The sequence below is a fragment of the Methylopila henanensis genome (assembly GCF_042681025.1).
Lineage (GTDB): Bacteria > Pseudomonadota > Alphaproteobacteria > Rhizobiales > Methylopilaceae > Methylopila > Methylopila henanensis.
On sequence record NZ_JBHUER010000013.1, the window covers coordinates 124,610 to 143,084 of the forward strand.

Here is an 18,475-nt window from a genome sequence, read left to right on the forward strand (position 1 = left end):
TGCGCCGGAAGGCGATCCTGCCGATGAACGCTCCCTCCCGCACGCCCGCGAGCTCCAAACTCATCCCCGGCGCGACCGGCGACTGGGAGGTGATCGTCGGCCTCGAGATCCACGCGCAGGTCACGTCCGAGGCGAAGCTGTTCTCGGGCGCCTCGACCGGCTTCGGGGCGCCGCCCAACAGCCATGTCAGCCTGGTCGACGCCGCGATGCCGGGCATGCTGCCGACCCTCAACCGCGAATGCGTGCGGCAGGCGATCCGCTCGGGCCTCGCGATCGAGGCCGAGATCAACCTGAACTCGACCTTCGACCGCAAGAACTACTTCTACCCGGACCTGCCGCAGGGCTACCAGATCTCGCAGTACAAGAGTCCGATCGTGGGCGAGGGCGTGGTCAAGGTCGACATGGGCGACGGCGAGACGATCGCGGTCGGCGTCGAGCGCATCCATCTCGAGCAGGACGCCGGCAAGTCGATCCACGACCTCGATCCGCGCTCGTCCTTCGTCGATCTCAACCGTTCGGGCGTCGCGCTGATGGAGATCGTGTCGAAGCCCGACCTGCGCTCGTCGGAGGAGGCGAAGGCCTACGTCACCAAGCTGCGCACCATCCTGCGCTACATCGGCGCCTGCGACGGCGACATGGACAAGGGCAACCTGCGCGCCGACGTGAACGTCTCGGTCCGCAAGCCCGGCCAGCCGTTCGGCACGCGCTGCGAGATCAAGAACGTCAACTCGATCCGCTTCATCGGACAGGCGATCGAGGTCGAGGCCCGCCGGCAGATCGAAATCCTCGAGGACGGCGGCGTCATCGATCAGGAGACGCGCCTGTTCGACCCGAACAAGGGCGAGACGCGGTCGATGCGCTCCAAGGAGGAGGCGCACGACTACCGCTACTTCCCCGATCCGGACCTGCTGCCGCTCACCGTGGAGCAGGCGGAGGTGGACGAGCTGAGGGCCGCGCTTCCCGAACTGCCGGACGCCAAAAAGGCGCGCTTCATCGCCGACTACGGCGTGACGCCCTACGACGCCATGGTGCTGACGCTGGAGCGCGAGTCGGCCGACTTCTTCGAGGCGGTGGCGAAGGCCGGCGATCCCAAGCTCGCGGCGAACTGGACGATCAACGAGCTGTTCGGCCGGCTGAACAAGGAAGGGCTCGCGATCGAGGCGAGCCCCGTGTCCGCCGCTCAGCTCGGCGGCCTGATCGGGCTGATCTCGGAGAACGTCATCTCCGGCAAGATCGCCAAGGACCTGTTCGAGATCCTCTGGACCGAGGGCGGCGACCCGCGCGAGCTAGTGGAGAGCCGGGGGCTCAAACAGGTCACCGACACCGGCGCGATCGAAAAGGTCTGCGACGAGGTGATCGCGGCCAATCCCGACAAGGTCGAGCAGGCGCGGGCCAAGCCGACGCTGATCGGCTGGTTCGTAGGCCAGGTCATGAAGGCCTCCGGCGGCAAGGCCAATCCGCAGGCGGTGAACGAGATTCTCAAGCGCAAGCTCGGCATCTGACGGCCAAGCCCATGCCGCGCGGCCTCGATCACCTGGTCCACCTCGTCCGCGACCTCGACGCCGCGGCCGTGGCGTGGGAGGCGCTCGGCTTCCGCGTCGGTCCCGAGAACCGCCATCCGTTCGGCACCAAGAACCGCATCGTTCAGCTTCCCGGCTTCTTCGTGGAGCTGCTGGCGGTCGCGGACCCCGCGCTCGTCCCCGGCCATGGGCCGCGGTTCTTCTCCTTCGCGGCGTTCCATCGCGACCGGCTGGCGCGGGCGGGCGAGGGGGCCTCGGGGCTGGCGCTGGAGAGCGTCGACGCTAGGGCTGACGCCGCGCTCTACGCCCGGAAGGGCGTCGGCGATTTCGCGCCGTTCTTCTTCGAGCGGCGCGGCTTCCGCCCGGACGGGTCTCCGGTCGAGGTGGCGTTCGAGCTCGCCTTCGCCGTCGAGCCGGCGTCGCCGGACCTGTGCTTCTTCGCCTGCGAGCAGAAGCGGCCGGAAAACTTCTGGAGCGAGGCCGCGCAGGCGCATCCGAACGGCGCGCGCGCGGTCGCGGGCGTCGTGCTGACGGCGGAGAACCCGTCCGACCACCACGTCTTCCTGCGCGCCTTCACCGGCGTCGACGCCTTTCGCGCAACCTCGTCGGGGCTCGCCTTCGAAACTCCGCGCGGGGAGATCGAGGTCTTGACCGACGACGCCTACGTCCGCCGGACGGGGCTCTCCGTCGCGGCGGGGCCGGAGCTCCGGCTGTCGGCGCTGCGGCTCAAGGTTCCGGAGGCTGCGGCGACGATCGTTCCGGACGAGCGCCTGTTTGGTCTCACGCTGGTTCTGGAAGCCTGAGCCCAAGGCTGATAAGCCGACGCGGATCAAATGCTCGACGTCATGCCCGGGCTTGTCCCGGGCATCCACGACTTCGACGCCGAGCGCTACGCCCCCAAGTCGTGGATGCCCGGCTGATCGCCGGGCATGACGGCGCGTCTCGCAAAGAACGGCCATGAACGCACCCGCTGAGCCCCGTCCCGCCGCCGTCGTCGAGGTCGGCTCCGTCCGCTTCGGAAACGATCTGCCGCTCGCGCTGATCGCCGGCCCCTGCCAGATGGAGAGCCGCGCCCACGCGCTCGAGGTCGCGGCCGCGCTGAAGGAGATCACGGATAGGCTCGGGATCGGGCTGATCTACAAGACCTCGTTCGACAAGGCGAACCGCACCAGCGCCACCGCCCAGCGCGGCATGGGGCTCGAGGCCTCGCTCCCCGTGTTCGCCGAGATCAAGGAGAGCCTCGGCCTGCCGACGCTGACCGACGTGCACGACGCCCACCAGTGCGCGGCCGTGGGCGAGGTGGTGGACGTGCTGCAGATTCCGGCCTTCCTGTCGCGCCAGACCGACCTGCTGCTGGCGGCCGCCGCCACGGGCCGGGTGGTCAATGTGAAGAAGGGCCAGTTCCTCGCGCCCTGGGATATGAAGAACGTGGTCGCGAAGCTCGTGGGCGCCGGCAACCCGAACGTGCTGCTGACCGAGCGCGGCGCGTCCTTCGGCTACAACACGCTGGTCTCCGACATGCGCGCGCTCCCCGAGATGGCGAAGACCGGCGCGCCGGTGATCTTCGACGCCACCCACTCCGTGCAGCAGCCGGGCGGGCAGGGAACGTCCTCCGGCGGCCAGCGCGAGTTCGTGCCGGTGCTGGCGCGGGCCGCGGTCGCGGTCGGCGTCGCCGGCGTGTTCATCGAGACCCACCCCGACCCCGACCACGCCCCCTCCGACGGCCCGAACATGGTGCCGCTGAAGGAGATGCCGGCGCTGCTGGAGCGCCTGATGGCGTTCGACCGGCTGGCGAAGGCTTGATCCGCCGTCAGCCATAAAACGCGCCGTCATGGCCGGCTTGACCGGACCATCCATGTCCGGCGTCGAGCGCTACGTCGCCGCTGGGTCCTCTGGTCAAGCCGGAGGACGACGTCCCCCCTCAATCCTGCGCCACGAGCTGTCCGTGCGCGCGGTCGTAGCGGATCAGCGCGGCCGGCGAGACGTGGACGCCGCCGACCCAGTGGTCGGCGCGGTTGAGCACGCGGTGGTCGAGCCGGCCCGACAGCACGCCGCGTCCGGCCGGCGTGAGCTTGAGCCGGGCGCGGGCGTAGTCGGCGTAGCCGAGCTTCGGGCCGGAGCCCAGGCCGCAATAGAGCGGCGACGGGCCCGGCAGGCCTTCGATCAGCGGCTCGTCGGCGAAGGCCAGCCCGTCGAGCCGGCGGAAGAAGCTGGCGTCGCCGAGAAACTGCGCCTCGTCCTGCTCGGTGACGTGGCGGAACAGCTCGCCGGTGGTCGGCTCGTCGTCCACGAGGCCGGCCAGCGCGCGCTCCTCGGTCAGGGTCAGGCCGCGGATCGGGTCGGGCAGCTCCGCCAGCAGCCGCCGCAGCGCCGGGGCGAGATGCGGCAGGGCGTCCGCGGAGTCGTCCGCGAGCCGCGCCAGCGCGTGGGGCGTCGGCGCGGTGAAGGCCTTCCAGGCGCGGCCGGCGAGCGCGAACTGCTCGGCCGTCACCGGCGCGGCGCGGCCGGCGAGGCGGCGCATCGCGTCCGGCCCCTGAAGGCCGAGATAGTCGTCCGCCTGCACGAGGTAGAGCCCCTCGGTGCGCTCCTCGGCGCGGAAGAAGTCGAGGATCTGGATCAGCTGAAGCTGGTCGTAGAGGTCGTGCTCGAGCCAGATCTCGACGCGGGCGAAACCGGCGTGGCCGCGGACCGCGGCGTCGCGGGAGGCGAACTCGGTCGCGATCTCGCCGGCCGGCAGGCCGAGATCGGCGGAGATGAACGCGGCGCGGATCTCCGAAAGCTGCTCGAGGCTGTCGGTCGCGGGCGCCGGGCCGTCGTGCAGCACGTCCCGCCACGGCAGGATGGCGCCGGCGATCTGCGCCTCCTCCAGACGGGCCACGGCGCTGTCGCCGTTGGTGATGATCAGCACGTCGTGGGGACGGGCGGACGCGTCGGGACTGGGCATTTGGCGCGACCTCCGGGGGCAGGGCTCGGGGCGTTTCGATTCGCCGGAGAAGGTGGGGGGCGCGTGAGGCGTTTCGGAGGCGCTTGACGATGCGAGTCGCAGGCGTTCAGGTTCTCGGCGCGAGCGCCGAGCTGCGACGGTTTCGTGACGAAGCCGCCGCCCCGCCGCGGCCATGATTGGAGCGGTTCGAGGTCAGCCGCGGCCGCGATAGGGCGCGACGCCCTGATCCGGCGCCCAGACGCCCGCGGGCAGCTCGCCGACCTGGAAGAACACGTCGATCGGGATGCCGCCGCGCGGGTACCAGTAGCCGCCGATGCGCAGCCAGCGCGGCTTCAGCTCCTCGACGAGCCGCCTGCCGATGGCGACCGTGCAGTCCTCGTGGAAGGCGCCGTGGTTGCGGAACGAGCCGAGGTAGAGCTTCAGCGCCTTCGATTCGACCAGCCACTGGTCGGGGACGTAGTCGATGACGAGATGCGCGAAGTCCGGTTGGCCGGTGACGGGGCAGAGCGAGGTGAACTCGGGCGCGGTGAAGCGGGTGACGTAGTTCACGTCCGGGTGCGGGTTCGGCACGCGGTCGAGCGCCGCTTCCTCGGGGGAGGCGGGCAGGGGGGTCGGTTTTCCAAGCTGCAGGTCGGTCATGGTCTCGGTATGCCGTGAGGGGTCGGGAGCGTAACGCTTGCGGACCAGCCTGTGCGGTCTCCGCGGACGCTTGTCACGCCCGGCGGCGCGATTTCATATCCGCGTCCCGAAAATCGGAGGTCGCCATGCCGTTCCGCCTGCTGTTCGCCGCCGCCCTGCTGATATGCGCGCCCGCGTCGTTCGCGGCGGCGGAAGGCGGCCGCTACCTGCCCGACATCCTCGCCGGCGGGCCGCAGGCGGAGGCCATGAAGACGATGCTGGCGGGCGCTCCGGCGCATGTCGCCTGGGTCAGGGAGCTCAAGGGTCCGAGCGGACCGAGCCGGATCGTGGAGGTCGCCGGCCAGCGGCGCGAGATCGGCTTCATCTGCAAGCAGAACGCCTGCATGAACAACCAGTTCAAGGTGCTGTTCTCGGCCGACGGCGCCTTCGCCGTCGGGCTGCTGATCACGGCGAGCGGGCCCGAGTTCTTCGGGTCGCCGACGCCTGCCGAGCGCAAGGCGCTGGTCGAGACCCAGCAGCCGTAACGACGCCCGCCGCGCATTCTTCGTCGCACGCGGCGCCGCGACGGCTTTCCGCGTGGCGAACCTTGGGCTAGAGGCTGTCAGGAATTTCTGTCCGTCGTCCCGACAGCCTTCCGAACCCGCCGCGCCGAAGCCGGAGCCCTCCTTCCATGACAGCCATCGTCGACATCCTCGCCCGCGAAATCCTGGACAGCCGCGGCAATCCGACCGTCGAGGTCGACGTCGTCCTCGAGGACGGTTCGCTCGGCCGGGCCGCGGTGCCCTCTGGCGCCTCGACCGGCGCCCATGAGGCGGTGGAGCTGCGCGACGGCGACAAGAGCCGCTATCTTGGCAAGGGCGTCACCAAGGCGGTCGACGCGGTCAACGGCGAGATTTTCGACGCGATCGGCGGCTTCGACGCCGAGGACCAAGTCAAGATCGACGAGGCGCTGATCGCGCTCGACGGCACCCCGAACAAGGCCCGCCTCGGCGCCAACGCCATCCTCGGCGTCTCGCTCGCCGTCGCCAAGGCCGCGGCCGAGGCGTCCGGAACGCCGCTCTACCGCTATGTCGGCGGGACCTCGGCCCGCGTGCTGCCGGTGCCGATGATGAACATCGTCAACGGCGGCGCCCACGCCGACAATCCGATCGACTTCCAGGAATTCATGATCATGCCGGTCGGCGCGGACAGCTTCTCGGAAGCGCTGCGCACCGGCGCCGAGATCTTCCACACGCTGAAGAAGCAGCTCAAGGACGCCGGCCACAACACCAACGTCGGCGACGAGGGCGGGTTCGCGCCGAACCTCGCCTCCGCGGAAGTCGCGCTCGACTTCGTCATGAAGGCGATCGACAAGGCCGGCTTCAAGCCGGGCAAGGACGTCTACATCGCGCTCGACTGCGCCGCGACCGAGTTCTTCAAGGACGGCAAATACGTCTACGAGGGCGAGGGCGAGACCCGCGATCCCGAGAAGCAGGCCAAGTACCTCGCCAAGCTCGTCAAAAACTACCCGATCGTCTCGATCGAGGACGGCATGGCCGAGGACGACTGGGAGGGCTGGAAGGCCGTGACCGAGCTGGTCGGGACCAAGTGCCAGCTCGTCGGCGACGACCTGTTCGTGACCAATGTCGAGCGCCTGTCGAAGGGCATCCGCAAGGGCGTCGCGAACTCGATCCTGGTGAAGGTGAACCAGATCGGCTCGCTCACCGAGACGCTCGCCGCCGTCGACATGGCCCACCGCGCCGGCTACACGGCCGTGATGTCCCATCGCTCGGGCGAGACCGAGGACTCCACGATCGCCGACCTCGCGGTCGCGACCAATTGCGGGCAGATCAAGACCGGCTCGCTCGCCCGTTCCGACCGGATCGCCAAGTACAACCAGCTCCTGCGCATCGAGCAGGAACTCGGCACGGTCGCTCAGTACGCGGGCCGGGGCGCGCTCAAGGCGCTCGCCTGATCCGGACATGCTGATCCGGCGCGCGGATCTCGAGCGCATCGCCTCCGGGACGGTGACGCTCGCGTTCCGTCGCTGGACCCGGCCGACGGTCAAGGCCGGCACGCGGCTCAGGACCGCCATAGGCGTCGTCGAGATCGTCTCGGTCGTCCCGATCGGCGACGACGACGTCAGCGAGGACGAGGCCGCGGCGGCCGGCTTTCCGTCGCGCGAGCGCCTGTTCCGCGACCTGCGGGCGGGCGAAGGGCGGACGCTCCACCGCATCGCGCTGCGCTTCGCCGGGGCCGACCCGCGCGAAGGCCTGAGGCGCGACGACGCGCTCGGCGCGGATGATCTCGCGGATCTGGCCGCGGCGCTCGCGAGACTTGACCGGGCCGCGCGGGACGGGGCCTGGACGATGGCGACGCTGGAGATCATCAGGCTGCGCCCGGAGACCCGCGCGGCCGATCTCGCCGGCGCGCTCGGGCGCTCGACGCCAGACTTCAAGCGCGACGTGCGCAAGCTCAAGGAGCTTGGCCTGACGGAAAGCCTCGACCTCGGCTACCGGCTCTCGCCGCGCGGATACGCGGCGCTCGATCGCCTCGCCGCCGCTCGTTCCGAGCGCGGCTAGGACGGCAGCGCGGCCGCCGCTTCCGTTCCCGCCGGGAAGGTGGGGACGCGCGCTCCCGGCGCGACGCTCAGGCGTCGACGATCGGCGCGAAGCCGCCATGGATCAGGCGCTTGCCGTCGAAGGGCAGCGGGCCGGCCTTCGGCCCCATCCTCGGGTCGGCCATCGCCTTGGCCCAGCCCTCGTCGCGCGCGGCCTTCGACGGCCACTCGATCCACGAGAACGCCACGACCTCGCCGTCCTCGGCCTTCACCGCCCCCTTGTAGTCGGTGACCTTGCCGTCCGGCACGTCGTCGCCCCAGGCGTCCATCACCCGGATCGCGCCGTGCTCGGCGAACATGGCGGCATGCGTGCGGCACAGGGCCAGATAGTCGTCGCGCCGCGCCGCCGGCACCGGAGCGACCATGCCGTCCACATATCCGGTTTCGCCCGGCCGGCGGTCGTCCACGAGCGGGGCGAAGCCGCCGAAGATCATGCGCATGCCGTCGAACGGCATCTCGACGCCCATCTCCTTCATGCGTGGATCCTCCACGATCTTCTTCTGCGCCTCGTCGCGGACGGCCCGCGACGGGTACTCGATCCACGAGAACACCACGACCTCGTCGTCCTTGGCTTTCACCGCGCCCCTGAAGTCGGTGAGCTTGCCGTCCGGCACGTCGTCGCCCCAGGCCTCCACCAGCCGGGTGGCGCCGAACTCCCGGAACAGCGGCGCGCAGCGCGCGGCGAGGGCGCGATAGGCCTCCTTGTTGGCGGCGGGGACGGCGACGACGAAACCTTCGAGATAGGACGACATGGCGATTTTCCTCGGAGTCGGTTGCGTTTCTCGGCGTTCCGGCGCCCTTGACTTAATAAGTTGATATCAACATAATTAACTCATGTCAAAGCGCGAAGACGTCACGTTCCAGACCACGCTGTTCATCCGCGACCATTGCCTGTGCCTGGCCGCGAACCGGGCCGCGCGGGCGCTGGCGCGGCGGTTCGATGAGGCGTTGCGCCCCACGGGCCTGACGAACGGTCAGTTCTCGCTGCTGACCTCGCTCAACCGCGAGACGCCGCCGTCGATCGGCTCCGTCGCCCGGCTGCTCGCCATGGACCGCACCACGCTGACGGCCAACCTCAAGCCGCTGGAGCGGCGCGGCCTGCTCGTGACGAGCGTCGATCCGGACGACCGCCGCGGCCGGCGGCTGACGCTCACCGAGGCCGGGCGCGAGGCGCTTCGCGCCGCGACCCCGATCTGGCGGGAGCTGCACGCCGAGATCGACCGTTCGCTGGAGGCGTTCGATCCCGGCGCGCTGCGCGCAGGCCTCGCCGCGCTGGCGTGACGCGTCAGTCGCGCTTCCAGACCTGCGTCTTGCAGACGAGGCCGCCGAGCGCGCAGCCCTGCACCTGCAGGCTCGCGCCCTGCTCCTTCATGTAGGCCTTGTAGGTGCGGCCGTCCTCGGGGTTGTAGATCTGGCCGAGCCACTGGTCGCCGTTCGGCTTCATGCCGGTCAGGATCGAGACGCCCACGATCGGCCGGCCTTGCTTGGCCTTGTCGGGATTGTTGCGGTCGAGCTTCGGGCGGCCGGCCTCGTCGTTGGGCTCCTTCAGCGCGATCACGGTGGCGCAGAGCGCGCCGCCGCAGTCGCTGATCTTCACGCGCGCCTTAGGGGTGGTCCATTGCCCTGCAGGGTCGGCGCTCGCGGGCGTTGCGCCCGAGATCAGCAGCGCGGCGAGAGCGGCGAAGCCCGTCCTCGCGGCGCGCAGGGTCGCGTCAGTCGTCATGGCGGTTCACTCCCGGTCTTGCCCCGCCGTTCGTTCGCGCCGGCGGTGGTCAGCGCCTGCGGTTGATGCCGGAGACGCAGCCGGATCATGCGCCGCCTTCGCGCCGGCAGAAAGCCGCCGTTCGGATGGGGCAGGGGGAAGAAGTTTCGGCCGCGGGGGCGAGGCTCAGTCGGCCCATTTCGGATCGCCGGTGAAGGCGATCGTCAGCCAGCGGTCGCGCCCGGCCCCGCCGATCGCCGCGCCGATCTCCTCGCGCACGGCGTCGAGTTCGGCGATCGACCCGATCGCGCGGCCCGCAGGCACGAGCAGGTAGATCTCGATCACCTGCGAGCGGCCGACCTTCGCCACATAGGTCCGCGCGCCCTCGAAGCCGTGGCGAGCGACCGCCGCCTCGGCCGCGGCGCGCACGCGGGCGTCGAGCTCCTGCGGGGCGACGAGCAGCACCTCCTTCACCGCCGCGATCACGGTCGTGAACGGCACGGGGATCAGGCAGGCCGTCAGCACGGCGAGGATCGCGGGGTCGGCGTAGGGCGTCCAGTGGGCGAACCGCGTGCCGTCGAGCGCCCACGCCACCAGGAACGCCGCCAGCAGCGAGGCGCTGATCAGGCAGCTCATCAGCCAGCTCTTGACGTCGAGCGCGAGCAGCGCCGAGCCGATCCGGCGGTTCGCGCCCCGGACGAAGACCAGCATGCCGAGGCAGATCGCGACCGTGATGACGGCGTAGGCGAGCGCCCAGTCGAAGGCGAGGGCGTGGCCCCCGCCGAGCAGCGAGCCGACCGCGTTGACGAAGGCGTAGACGCAGAGCAGCGTCAGCAGTCCGCCGTTGATCGCGAGCACCAGCGGCTCGACGTGCCAGAACCCCATCTGGAATCGCCGGCTCGCCGCGCCCGCGATCAGCCGCGACACCTGCAGCGAAAGCAGGGTCATCGTCGCGTCGAGGCCCCCGAACACGCCGTCGAACATGATCGACAGCGAACCCGTCAGCACGCCGAAGGCGACGCCGATCAGCCCGATGCCGACCGTCGCCGCGATCGAGATTTTCAGGACCGTCTGTTCGGTCGGCTTCGGCATGCCCGCATATCCCTCTGGATGGACAGGCCATAGTAAGGGCGCCGCGGACGCCGTGGCGCGGGCACAGCGTCGCGCTTTCGAGAACGTGACGCCGGCGCTGGTCTTAAGCCGGGAAGCCTTCGAGCACGATCTTGCCCTTGGCCTTCCCGCTCTCGATCAGGGCGTGGGCGCGGCGGAGGTTGTCCGCGTTGATCACGCCGAAGGACTCCGACGCCGTGGTGCGGAGCGCGCCTTCGTCCACCAGACGCGCCGCTTCGTTCAGCAGTTCGCCCTGGGCCGCGATGTCGGCGGTTCCGAACATCGAGCGCGTGAACATGAACTCCCAGTGGACCGAGACGCTCTTGCGCTTGAACGGATTGACGTCGAGGGTCGCGGGGTCGTCGATCAGCGCGAAGCGGCCCTGCGGCGCGATCAGCTGCGCGATCTCCGCGAGATGGTCGCCGGTGTTGGTGGTCGAGAACACGAAGCCCGGCGCGCCGATCCCGAGCGCCGCCACTTCCGCCGCGAGCGGCTTGCTGTGGTCGACCACGTGATGCGCGCCGAGGCCGCGGACCCAGTCCTGTGTCTCCGGGCGGGACGCGGTGGCGATCACGGTGAGGCCGGTCAGCGTCCGGGCGAGCTGCGTGGCGATCGAGCCCACGCCGCCCGCGCCGCCGATGATGAGGATCGCCGGAGCCGCGCCGGGGATGGGCTTCGCGACGTCGAGGCGGTCGAACATCGCTTCCCAGGCGGTGATGGTCGTCAGCGGCAGGGCCGCGGCCTCCGCGAAGGACAGCGACGCGGGCTTCCGGCCCACGATCCGTTCGTCGACCAGATGCCGCTCGGCGTTGGCGCCCTGGCGCTCCAGCGCGCCGGCGTAGAACACCTCGTCGCCCGGACGGAAAAGGGTCGCATCGGGGCCCGTCGCCACCACCACGCCGGCCGCGTCGTAGCCGAGCACGCGCCAGTCGCCGGCCGCGGGCGTGAAGGAGCGGCGGACTTTCGTGTCGACGGGATTGACCGAGATCGCCCGCACCTCGACCAGAAGGTCGCGGCCGGCGGGCGACGGCTCCGGAAGCTCGATGTCGACGAGCGCGGAAGGCTCGGCGATGGGGAGCGGGGACTGGAATCCGATGGCGCGCATGATGCGTTCTCCGGCCGTGGCGTTTGCGTGCCGACCAGATGCCGCTTATGTGCGTAACCCGCAAGAACGCACATAAATCGCCTATAGTGTCGAAAAGGATACCGTGATGGCGCGCGTCCGCCACGACCGTCTCGACTGCTCCCCGGGCTGCGCCGTCGAGGCGACGCTGCAGTTCATCGACGGCAAGTGGAAGGGCGTCATCCTCTATCACCTGCTTTCGGGTACGCTGCGCTTTAACGAAATCCGTCGCCGCCTCCCGAGCGTCACGCCGCGGATGCTCACGACCCAGCTTCGGGAGCTCGAGTCCGACGGCTTCGTCGCGCGGAAAGTGTTTCCCGAGGTTCCGCCGAAGGTGGAGTACAGCCTGACCGAGCGCGGGCGTTCGCTGGAGCCGGTGGTCATGGCGCTCAAGGCCTGGGGCGACGCTCACGCCGGCGTCGCGGCGAAGGCCGCGTGACGCGGGGACCGGCCGGCGCCATCCTCCGCCCATGCAATGGACCGACGACGGCCTGATCCTCGGCGTCCGCCGCCACGGCGAGACATCGGTGGTGCTCGAACTCTTCACGCGCGCGCACGGCCGGCATCTCGGCCTGGTGCGGGGCGGGCGGTCCCGGCGGCTCAGGGCGACGCTCCAGCCCGGCAACAGCGTGCGGGCGACCTGGCGCGCCCGGCTCGACGACCATCTCGGCGCCTTCGCGGTCGAGCCGCTGGTGGGCCGCGCCGGCCGGCTGATGGAGCGCGCCGACGCGCTCCACGGCGTCGGCCATCTCGGCCATCTGCTGCGCCTCATGCCCGAACGCGACCCGCACGAGGCGCTCTACGAGATCGCCGAGGTGGTGGCCGACCATCTCGACGACCGGACCGCCGCGCCCGCGCTGATCGTGCGGCTGGAGCTCGCGGTGCTGGCCGAGCTCGGCTTCGGCCTCGACCTCTCGGCCTGCGCAGCGACCGGCGCGACCCACGACCTCGCCTATGTCTCGCCGAAGTCGGGCCGGGCGGTCGGGCGCGAGGCCGGCGCGCCATACGCCGACCGGCTGTTCGCGCTGCCGCCGTTCCTCTACGCGACCGGCGCGAACGCCTCACCGACGTTCGAGGACGTAGCGGCCGGCTTCGCGATCACCGGCCATTTTCTCGAAGAGCGCATATGGGCGCCGCGGGGTCTGAGGCCGCCGGACGCGCGGGCCGCCTACATGGCGGCGCTCGGGAAGCGGACCGGGTGACGACAGCGCGCCGGAACGGTGGGCGAAGCCCAAGCGCGTCTTGCCGCGAATCGGCTTAGCGCCTAACCCTCGGGCATGAGCGACATCGTGACCCCGCCCGAGGACGGCGTCCTCCCCGTCGAGCTGCGTTCGGCGCTTGAGGAGCGCTATCTCGCCTACGCGCTCTCGACCATCACCCAGCGCGCGCTGCCCGACGTGCGCGACGGGCTGAAGCCGGTGCACCGGCGCGTGCTGTGGGCGATGCGGGAGCTGAAGCTTGATCCCGGCGCGGCGTTCAAGAAATGCGCCCGCGTCGTCGGCGACGTCATCGGCAAGTACCATCCCCACGGCGACCAGTCCGTCTACGACGCGCTGGTGCGGCTGGCGCAGGATTTCGCCCAGCGCTGGCCGCTGGTGGAGGGGCAGGGCAACTTCGGCAATGTCGACGGCGATAACGCCGCGGCGATGCGCTACACCGAGGCGCGCCTCACCGAGGTCGCGCGGCTGCTGCTCGACGGGCTCGACGAGGACGCGGTCGACTACCGCGACACCTATGACGGCTCCGAGAAGGAGCCGGTGGTCCTGCCCGGCGCGTTCCCGAACCTGCTGGCGAACGGCAGCCAGGGCATCGCCGTCGGCATGGCGACCGCGATCCCGCCGCACAACGTCGCCGAGCTGGTGGACGCCGCGCGCGTGCTGCTGGCGAATCCCGAGGCCGGGCTCGAGGAACTGCTGGCCCATGTGCAGGGCCCCGACTTCCCGACCGGCGGCGTGATCGTCGACAGCCCCTCCGTCATCGCGGAGAGCTACCGCGCCGGCCGCGGCGCCTTCCGCACCCGCGCGCGCTGGAAGCTCGAGGACCTCGGCCGCGGGACCTGGGTCGTGGTCGTGACCGAGATTCCCTGGCTCGTCCCGAAGAGCCGGCTGGTGGAGCGCATCGCCGAGCTGATCAACGAGCGCAAGCTGCCGCTCGTCACCGACGTGCGCGACGAGTCGACCGAGGACATCCGCCTGGTGCTGGAGCCGCGGGCCCGCAACGTCGATCCCGTCGTGATGATGGAGTCGCTGTTCAAGCTCACCGAGCTCGAGACCCGCATCCCGCTCAACATGAATGTGCTCGTCCGCGGCCAGACCCCGATGGTGCTGGGCCTGAAGGACGCGCTGCGGCAGTGGCTCGACCATCGCCGCGAGGTGATCCAGCGCCGGTCCCAGCACCGCCTCGACGCGATCGTCCGCCGGCTTGAAGTGCTCGACGGCTTCCTGATCGCCTTCCTCAACCTCGACGAGGTCATCCGGATCGTCCGCCAGGCCGAGGATCCGAAGGCCGAGCTGATGACCGCGTTCGACCTGACCGAGCTGCAGGCCGACGCCATCCTCAACATGCGGCTGCGCTCGCTCGCCAGGCTCGAGGAGATCGAGATCCGGCGCGAGCACGACAAGCTCACCAAGGAGGGCGAGGAGCTGCGGACGCTGCTCGGCTCCGAGGCGCGGCAGTGGAAGCGCGTGGGCAAGGAGCTGGACGGGCTCGCCAAGAGCTTCGGGCCGGACACGGCGCTGGGCAAACGCCGGACGACCTTCGAGGCGCCGCCCTCCGCCGCGGCGGCCGACGTCGCCGACGCCTTCGTCGAGCGCGAGCCGATCACCGTGGTCGTGTCGCAGAAGGGCTGGATCCGCGCGCTCAAGGGCCATGTGGCGGACGTCTCCGGCCTGACCTTCAAGGCCGACGACGCGCTGATGCTGTCGTTCCCGACCGAGACGACCGCGAAGCTGATCGTGGTCACGTCGAACGGCAAGACCTTCACGCTCGACGCCGCCAAGCTGCCGGGCGGGCGCGGCGCCGGCGAGCCGATCCGGCTGATGGTGGACTTCGACGACGGCGCCGACATCGTCGACGTGTTCGCGCACAAGGCCGGCCGCAAGCGGCTGATCGTCACCACCGAGGCGCGCGGCTTCGTCACGAGCGAGGACCAGCTGCTGTCCTCCACCCGCAAGGGCCGGCAGGTGGTCAATCTGGACGCGGCGCGGGTGCTGCGTTTCGCCGAGGCCGAGGGCGACACGGTCGCGATCGTCGGCCAGAACCGCAAGCTGCTGCTGTTCCCGCTCGCGCAGGTCGCCGAGATGGCGCGGGGCGCGGGCGTGCGCCTGCAGCGCTACAAGGACGGCGGCGTCTCCGACGCCAAGGTGTTCGCGCTCGCCGAGGGTCTGAGCTTCACCACCAACGGCGGCGTGGCGCGGCTTGTGAAGGGCGACGAGCTGCGCGATTGGCTCGGCAACCGCGCCGAGGCGGGCCGGCTGCCGCCGCACGGCTTCCCGAAGTCGAACCGGTTCGGCGGGTAGCCGGGCGGGGCGCGTTAATCTTTCGTTAACCCTGCGCCGCGAGGGTTGGCCCGTGGCTGCGGCCGAGGCGGCTCCCGCGGACTGCTCGACACGAACGATCCGGGAGCCGCCTCAACCACCGCGTCAGGCCGACGGTCCCGAACATCGCGTATCGCCGAGGCTCGCCGAACGGAGCTCGTCGTCCTCCGGCTTGACCGGAGGACCCATCGAGCGTCACGCCGGGCATGGATAGTCCGGTCGAGCCGGTCCATGACGGCGGGTCGGGCGTGAAGGCCCCTGGCCTCAGGCCGCGGCGCTGAAGCTCACCACGAATTCGCGCACGCCCGAGGCGATGAACTGCACGGCGACGCAGGTGAGCAGGAAGCCCATGATCTTTGTGATGGCCTGGATGCCGTGCTCGCCGAGGAAGCGCGCGATCCAGTTCGAGAAGACCAGCGCCAGGTAGGCGATCGCGACGGTCAGGCCCACGCCGATCAGCACGATGATGTGGCCGTCGACGGAATGGCCCTCGGGGATCTGCGAGCCGTAGCTCATCACCACCGCGATCGAGCCCGGCCCGGCGAGGCTCGGCATGGCGAGCGGCGAGAACGAGAAGTCCAGTTCGGCCTGCTTGATCTCCTCCGCCTCGCCCGCGTCGACCGGCTCTTCCTGGCCTTGGCCCGAGAACAGCATGCGGAAGGCGAGCACCATGATGATGAGCCCGCCCGCGACGCGGATGCCCGGCAGCGAGATGCCGAACAGCGCGATGATGCCGTTGCCGAGGAACAGGAACGCCGCGAGGATCAGGAAGGCGTAGAGACAGGCGAGCCGCGCCTGACGCGCCCGCCAGTGGGGCGCCATGCGCCGGGTGAGCGTGAGGAACAGCGGCACCGTGCTGAGCGGATTCATGATCGGCAGCAGGCCGAGCGTGATCACCGGCACATATTTGATCGCGTTCGATATGAACTCCACGTCGCCTCCGAAAGCGCGGGTGAGGGCCTCCGCCGGCCCGCCCGGAGCGGGACGTCCGGCCGAGGCGCCGCGGAAGGCGGCGCCGCTTCAGTCCTCCCGCAGCTCCCAGCCCGCCGGGCCGAGATGCTCCTGCGGGCGGAAGCGGCGCTTGTAGTCCATCTTGGCCGAACCTTCGACCCAGTAGCCGAGATAGAGGTAGGGCAGGCCGAGCGCCCGCGCACGCTCCACATGGTCGAGGATCACGTGCGTGCCGAGGCCGCGGGCGCGCTCCTCGGGCTCGTAGAAGGAATAGACCAGCGACAGCCCGTCGGAGAGGCGGTCGACCAGCGCGACCGCGTAGAGCGGACCGACGCCGCGGCCGTTGACGGCGGTGTCGGGCCCGCGCCGGCGGTACTCCACGAGCCGGGTCCGCACATGGCTGTCCTCGACCATGGTGGCGTAGTCGAGCACGGTCATGTCGGCCATGCCGCCGTCGGAGTGCCGGTTGTCGAGATAGGCGCGGAACAGGCTGTACTGCTCGGAGGTCGGCGTCGCGCCGCTGTCGACGCCGACGAGGTCGGCGTTCAGCGCCCGGTTGCGCCGGAAGGCCTTGGTCCATTCGAAGGCGTCGACCCGCACCCGGACCGAGACGCAGGCCCGGCAGGTCTCGCAGGCCGGCCGGTAGGCGATCGTCTGGCTGCGGCGGAAGCCGCCATGGGTCAGCAGGTCGTTGAGCTGGGCGGCCTCGTCGCCGACGAGATGGGTGAACACCTTCCGCTCGAACTGCCCCTTGAGATAGGGGCAGGGCGATGGCGCGGTCAGGTAGAACTGCGGCGTGTTGCGCGAATGGGCGGTCAAGACGAGGTCCCGGAAGGCGGCGCTCGAGCCGCCTCCCGATCAGGATAGCAAGGCGTTCGGGAACGACAAGCGGCTCAGACGCCGCGCCCCTCCAGCCGTCCGCGGTCGACGAACAGCGTGCTCAGGATGAGGTCGTGCAGCAGCTGCTTGCGCTGGGTGAACAGGCCGACCAGCAGCACGAACGGCGTGAGGAAGGTCATGGAGAAGTAGAGGAACACCACATGCGCCGCGGCGATCAGGAAGGTCGGACGCGTCCCGTCCTGCAGCCGGCAGGTGAGGCCGGTGAGCCGCATGCCCCAGGTCGCGGCGCGGTCGCCGCCGAGCGTGGCGCCGGAATAGAGGATCGCCATGGCGTAGAACACGCCGCCATAGAGCAGCCAGGCGAGCCCGAGGGTGAGCACGCCGAGGAAGAAGATCACCACGCTGGCGGCGGCCGTCAGCGTCAGCACCACGGCGAAGTCGACGCAGAACGCCAGCACGCGCCGGCTCAGCACGCCTTCGTAGAGACGGGGGTCGGACAGCGGCTCATAGGCGACAGGGCGCGCGTCGGCCGTCTGAAGCGGAGCGGAAGTCGTCATCGTCGCGATCGGTCCTCGTCAGCGGCGGAAGCGCCGCAGACCAAGACGTGGTGCGGGAAGGGGGGCTCCGCAAGATCGCGCGGGGACTCCCCGCGCGCTCGGGTCGGTTCAGCAGCTCGCCTTGCCGCACTTGCGGACGGCGTCGATCTTCGCCTTCAGCGCCGCCTCGCCGACGGCGCCCGGAACGATCGCGTCGCCGACGATGAACACCGGCGTCGACTCGACGCCGAACTGGCTCGCGAGCTCGTAGACCTCCTCGATCGCGGCCTTGGCCTCCGGCCGCTTCACCGCCTCCTGCAGGGCGGCGGAATCGATCCCGACCTCGCCCGCGGCGCGCAGGGCCGCGGCCCCGTCGACCTGCCCGCTGGACGACAGCAGCTTGTCGTGGAAGTCCTTGTACTTGTCTGGCGCGATCAGGTTGACGGCGGCCGACACCTGCGCCGCCTCGGCCGAGCCGCGGCTGAGGATCGGAAACTCCTTCAGCACCACGCGCAGGTTCGGGTCCTTCTCGATCAGCGCGTTGACGTCGCCGAGCGCCCGGCGGCAGTAGCCGCAGTTGTAGTCGAAGAACTCGACCAGCGTGACGTCGCCCTTCGGATTGCCGAGCACGGCCTGGTGCTGCGAGTTCTCGAGCGTGTCCGGCTTGCTGGCGAGCTTCTCGCGGGCGGCCGCGGCGTCCTTCTCGGTCTGACGGCGCTGCAGCTCCTTCTGCGCCTCGACCAGGATCTCCGGGTTGTTGACGATGTACTCGCGCACGAACCGGCCGAGCGACTCGCGGTCGGTCCCGACCGGGCCGTCGGCGTTCTGCGCGTAGACGGCGTAGCCGGCGACGGCTGCGACCAGGGCGCCGGCTACGGCGAGAACAGGCAGGCGGGACATGCGGCGTTCCTTACGGTCGTATCATGCGCGTATACGTCTTTAGCGCGCGTCCGGACCCTTGTCGGGCGGATCCAT

The 18,475-nt window shown here is 70.3% G+C and carries 20 protein-coding genes; 10 read left to right on the plus strand and 10 right to left on the minus strand.

The genetic code is table 11. From position 1 onward, the window contains the following. Window positions 1-23: 23 nt before the first annotated feature. The 3 genes from gatB to kdsA all read left to right on the plus strand — a co-directional run bounded on the left by gatB (window position 24) and on the right by kdsA (window position 3,323). Window positions 24-1,502: an Asp-tRNA(Asn)/Glu-tRNA(Gln) amidotransferase subunit GatB gene (gene gatB, locus ACFSCV_RS18515; RefSeq protein WP_378801054.1), complete on the plus strand. Its 1,479-nt coding sequence runs from the start codon at window positions 24-26 to the stop codon at window positions 1,500-1,502. Between the two features lie 11 nt (window positions 1,503-1,513). Next, window positions 1,514-2,323 (plus strand): VOC family protein, encoded by an 810-nt coding sequence (locus ACFSCV_RS18520; RefSeq protein ID WP_378801055.1) that lies wholly within the window; start codon window positions 1,514-1,516, stop codon window positions 2,321-2,323. A gap of 154 nt (window positions 2,324-2,477) precedes the next feature. Further along, window positions 2,478-3,323: a 3-deoxy-8-phosphooctulonate synthase gene (gene kdsA, locus ACFSCV_RS18525; RefSeq protein ID WP_378801056.1), complete on the plus strand. Its 846-nt coding sequence runs from the start codon at window positions 2,478-2,480 to the stop codon at window positions 3,321-3,323. Between the two features lie 118 nt (window positions 3,324-3,441). Here the strand turns inward: kdsA and ACFSCV_RS18530 are convergent, their stop codons facing one another. Both ACFSCV_RS18530 and queF read right to left on the minus strand, forming a co-directional pair. Further along, entirely contained in the window at window positions 3,442-4,464 is a 1,023-nt protein-coding gene (locus ACFSCV_RS18530) for a hypothetical protein (protein ID WP_378801057.1), read from the minus strand. Window positions 4,465-4,656: 192 nt separating this feature from the next. After that, on the minus strand, window positions 4,657-5,103 hold the full coding sequence (queF, locus tag ACFSCV_RS18535; RefSeq protein WP_378801058.1) for a preQ(1) synthase: 447 nt from the start codon (window positions 5,101-5,103) through the stop codon (window positions 4,657-4,659). Window positions 5,104-5,228: 125 nt separating this feature from the next. Between queF and ACFSCV_RS18540 the strand changes: the two genes are divergently transcribed. From ACFSCV_RS18540 to ACFSCV_RS18550, 3 genes are all read left to right on the plus strand, one after another. Next, a complete protein-coding gene (locus ACFSCV_RS18540; protein WP_378801059.1) occupies window positions 5,229-5,627 on the plus strand; it encodes an Ivy family c-type lysozyme inhibitor in 399 nt (132 codons plus the stop codon). 146 nt (window positions 5,628-5,773) lie between these two features. Next, complete coding sequence (gene eno, locus ACFSCV_RS18545; RefSeq protein WP_378801060.1) at window positions 5,774-7,057, plus strand: phosphopyruvate hydratase; 1,284 nt, start codon at window positions 5,774-5,776, stop codon at window positions 7,055-7,057. 7 nt (window positions 7,058-7,064) lie between these two features. After that, the gene (locus ACFSCV_RS18550) at window positions 7,065-7,664 is read left to right on the plus strand and encodes an ASCH domain-containing protein (protein ID WP_378801061.1); all 600 of its coding nucleotides are present in this window, start codon (window positions 7,065-7,067) and stop codon (window positions 7,662-7,664) included. A gap of 67 nt (window positions 7,665-7,731) precedes the next feature. Here ACFSCV_RS18550 and ACFSCV_RS18555 read toward each other — a convergent pair whose 3' ends face one another. Continuing rightward, window positions 7,732-8,454 (minus strand): DUF1428 domain-containing protein, encoded by a 723-nt coding sequence (locus ACFSCV_RS18555; protein ID WP_378801062.1) that lies wholly within the window; start codon window positions 8,452-8,454, stop codon window positions 7,732-7,734. 82 nt (window positions 8,455-8,536) lie between these two features. On the opposite strand from ACFSCV_RS18555, the gene ACFSCV_RS18560 reads away from it, so the two are divergent. Then, on the plus strand, window positions 8,537-8,983 hold the full coding sequence (locus ACFSCV_RS18560) for a MarR family winged helix-turn-helix transcriptional regulator (RefSeq protein WP_378801063.1): 447 nt from the start codon (window positions 8,537-8,539) through the stop codon (window positions 8,981-8,983). 4 nt (window positions 8,984-8,987) lie between these two features. On the opposite strand, the gene ACFSCV_RS18565 is transcribed toward ACFSCV_RS18560, so the two are convergent. The 3 genes from ACFSCV_RS18565 to ACFSCV_RS18575 form a co-directional block, all read right to left on the minus strand. Beyond that, a complete protein-coding gene (locus ACFSCV_RS18565) occupies window positions 8,988-9,425 on the minus strand; it encodes a DUF2147 domain-containing protein (protein WP_378801064.1) in 438 nt (145 codons plus the stop codon). Window positions 9,426-9,590: 165 nt separating this feature from the next. Beyond that, window positions 9,591-10,496: a cation diffusion facilitator family transporter gene (locus ACFSCV_RS18570; protein ID WP_378801065.1), complete on the minus strand. Its 906-nt coding sequence runs from the start codon at window positions 10,494-10,496 to the stop codon at window positions 9,591-9,593. A gap of 103 nt (window positions 10,497-10,599) precedes the next feature. Beyond that, on the minus strand, window positions 10,600-11,619 hold the full coding sequence (locus ACFSCV_RS18575; protein ID WP_378801066.1) for a zinc-binding alcohol dehydrogenase family protein: 1,020 nt from the start codon (window positions 11,617-11,619) through the stop codon (window positions 10,600-10,602). Between the two features lie 106 nt (window positions 11,620-11,725). Between ACFSCV_RS18575 and ACFSCV_RS18580 the strand changes: the two genes are divergently transcribed. The 3 genes from ACFSCV_RS18580 to parC all read left to right on the plus strand — a co-directional run bounded on the left by ACFSCV_RS18580 (window position 11,726) and on the right by parC (window position 15,155). Continuing rightward, on the plus strand, window positions 11,726-12,076 hold the full coding sequence (locus ACFSCV_RS18580) for a winged helix-turn-helix transcriptional regulator (RefSeq protein WP_378801067.1): 351 nt from the start codon (window positions 11,726-11,728) through the stop codon (window positions 12,074-12,076). A gap of 31 nt (window positions 12,077-12,107) precedes the next feature. Next, window positions 12,108-12,839 carry a DNA repair protein RecO gene (gene recO / locus ACFSCV_RS18585; RefSeq protein WP_378801068.1) on the plus strand — a complete coding sequence of 244 codons (732 nt, stop codon included), beginning with the start codon at window positions 12,108-12,110 and terminating at the stop codon, window positions 12,837-12,839. Between the two features lie 75 nt (window positions 12,840-12,914). Further along, on the plus strand, window positions 12,915-15,155 hold the full coding sequence (gene parC / locus ACFSCV_RS18590; RefSeq protein ID WP_378801069.1) for a DNA topoisomerase IV subunit A: 2,241 nt from the start codon (window positions 12,915-12,917) through the stop codon (window positions 15,153-15,155). A gap of 282 nt (window positions 15,156-15,437) precedes the next feature. On the opposite strand, the gene ACFSCV_RS18595 is transcribed toward parC, so the two are convergent. The 4 genes from ACFSCV_RS18595 to ACFSCV_RS18610 form a co-directional block, all read right to left on the minus strand. Continuing rightward, window positions 15,438-16,106, minus strand: coding sequence for a MarC family NAAT transporter (locus tag ACFSCV_RS18595; protein WP_378801070.1), 669 nt, complete (start codon window positions 16,104-16,106; stop codon window positions 15,438-15,440). A gap of 87 nt (window positions 16,107-16,193) precedes the next feature. Then, the gene (locus tag ACFSCV_RS18600; RefSeq protein ID WP_378801071.1) at window positions 16,194-16,943 is read right to left on the minus strand and encodes an arginyltransferase; all 750 of its coding nucleotides are present in this window, start codon (window positions 16,941-16,943) and stop codon (window positions 16,194-16,196) included. 74 nt (window positions 16,944-17,017) lie between these two features. Then, window positions 17,018-17,521, minus strand: a complete 504-nt coding sequence (locus tag ACFSCV_RS18605; protein WP_378801072.1) for an RDD family protein — start codon at window positions 17,519-17,521, stop codon at window positions 17,018-17,020. 108 nt (window positions 17,522-17,629) lie between these two features. Next, a complete protein-coding gene (locus ACFSCV_RS18610; protein WP_378801073.1) occupies window positions 17,630-18,400 on the minus strand; it encodes a DsbA family protein in 771 nt (256 codons plus the stop codon). Between the last annotated feature and the right edge of the window lie 75 nt (window positions 18,401-18,475).

Excerpts from the sequence above, each read along its gene's own strand:
- gatB (WP_378801054.1), top strand. The coding sequence starts at position 24 with ATGAACGCTCCCTCCCGCACGCCCGCGAGCTCCAAACTCATCCCCGGC.
- ACFSCV_RS18520 (WP_378801055.1), top strand. The coding sequence starts at position 1,514 with ATGCCGCGCGGCCTCGATCACCTGGTCCACCTCGTCCGCGACCTCGAC.
- kdsA (WP_378801056.1), top strand. The coding sequence starts at position 2,478 with ATGAACGCACCCGCTGAGCCCCGTCCCGCCGCCGTCGTCGAGGTCGGC.
- ACFSCV_RS18530 (WP_378801057.1), bottom strand. The coding sequence starts at position 4,464 with ATGCCCAGTCCCGACGCGTCCGCCCGTCCCCACGACGTGCTGATCATC.
- queF (WP_378801058.1), bottom strand. The coding sequence starts at position 5,103 with ATGACCGACCTGCAGCTTGGAAAACCGACCCCCCTGCCCGCCTCCCCC.
- ACFSCV_RS18540 (WP_378801059.1), top strand. The coding sequence starts at position 5,229 with ATGCCGTTCCGCCTGCTGTTCGCCGCCGCCCTGCTGATATGCGCGCCC.
- eno (WP_378801060.1), top strand. The coding sequence starts at position 5,774 with ATGACAGCCATCGTCGACATCCTCGCCCGCGAAATCCTGGACAGCCGC.
- ACFSCV_RS18550 (WP_378801061.1), top strand. The coding sequence starts at position 7,065 with ATGCTGATCCGGCGCGCGGATCTCGAGCGCATCGCCTCCGGGACGGTG.
- ACFSCV_RS18555 (WP_378801062.1), bottom strand. The coding sequence starts at position 8,454 with ATGTCGTCCTATCTCGAAGGTTTCGTCGTCGCCGTCCCCGCCGCCAAC.
- ACFSCV_RS18560 (WP_378801063.1), top strand. The coding sequence starts at position 8,537 with ATGTCAAAGCGCGAAGACGTCACGTTCCAGACCACGCTGTTCATCCGC.
- ACFSCV_RS18565 (WP_378801064.1), bottom strand. The coding sequence starts at position 9,425 with ATGACGACTGACGCGACCCTGCGCGCCGCGAGGACGGGCTTCGCCGCT.
- ACFSCV_RS18570 (WP_378801065.1), bottom strand. The coding sequence starts at position 10,496 with ATGCCGAAGCCGACCGAACAGACGGTCCTGAAAATCTCGATCGCGGCG.
- ACFSCV_RS18575 (WP_378801066.1), bottom strand. The coding sequence starts at position 11,619 with ATGCGCGCCATCGGATTCCAGTCCCCGCTCCCCATCGCCGAGCCTTCC.
- ACFSCV_RS18580 (WP_378801067.1), top strand. The coding sequence starts at position 11,726 with ATGGCGCGCGTCCGCCACGACCGTCTCGACTGCTCCCCGGGCTGCGCC.
- recO (WP_378801068.1), top strand. The coding sequence starts at position 12,108 with ATGCAATGGACCGACGACGGCCTGATCCTCGGCGTCCGCCGCCACGGC.
- parC (WP_378801069.1), top strand. The coding sequence starts at position 12,915 with ATGAGCGACATCGTGACCCCGCCCGAGGACGGCGTCCTCCCCGTCGAG.
- ACFSCV_RS18605 (WP_378801072.1), bottom strand. The coding sequence starts at position 17,521 with ATGACGACTTCCGCTCCGCTTCAGACGGCCGACGCGCGCCCTGTCGCC.
- ACFSCV_RS18610 (WP_378801073.1), bottom strand. The coding sequence starts at position 18,400 with ATGTCCCGCCTGCCTGTTCTCGCCGTAGCCGGCGCCCTGGTCGCAGCC.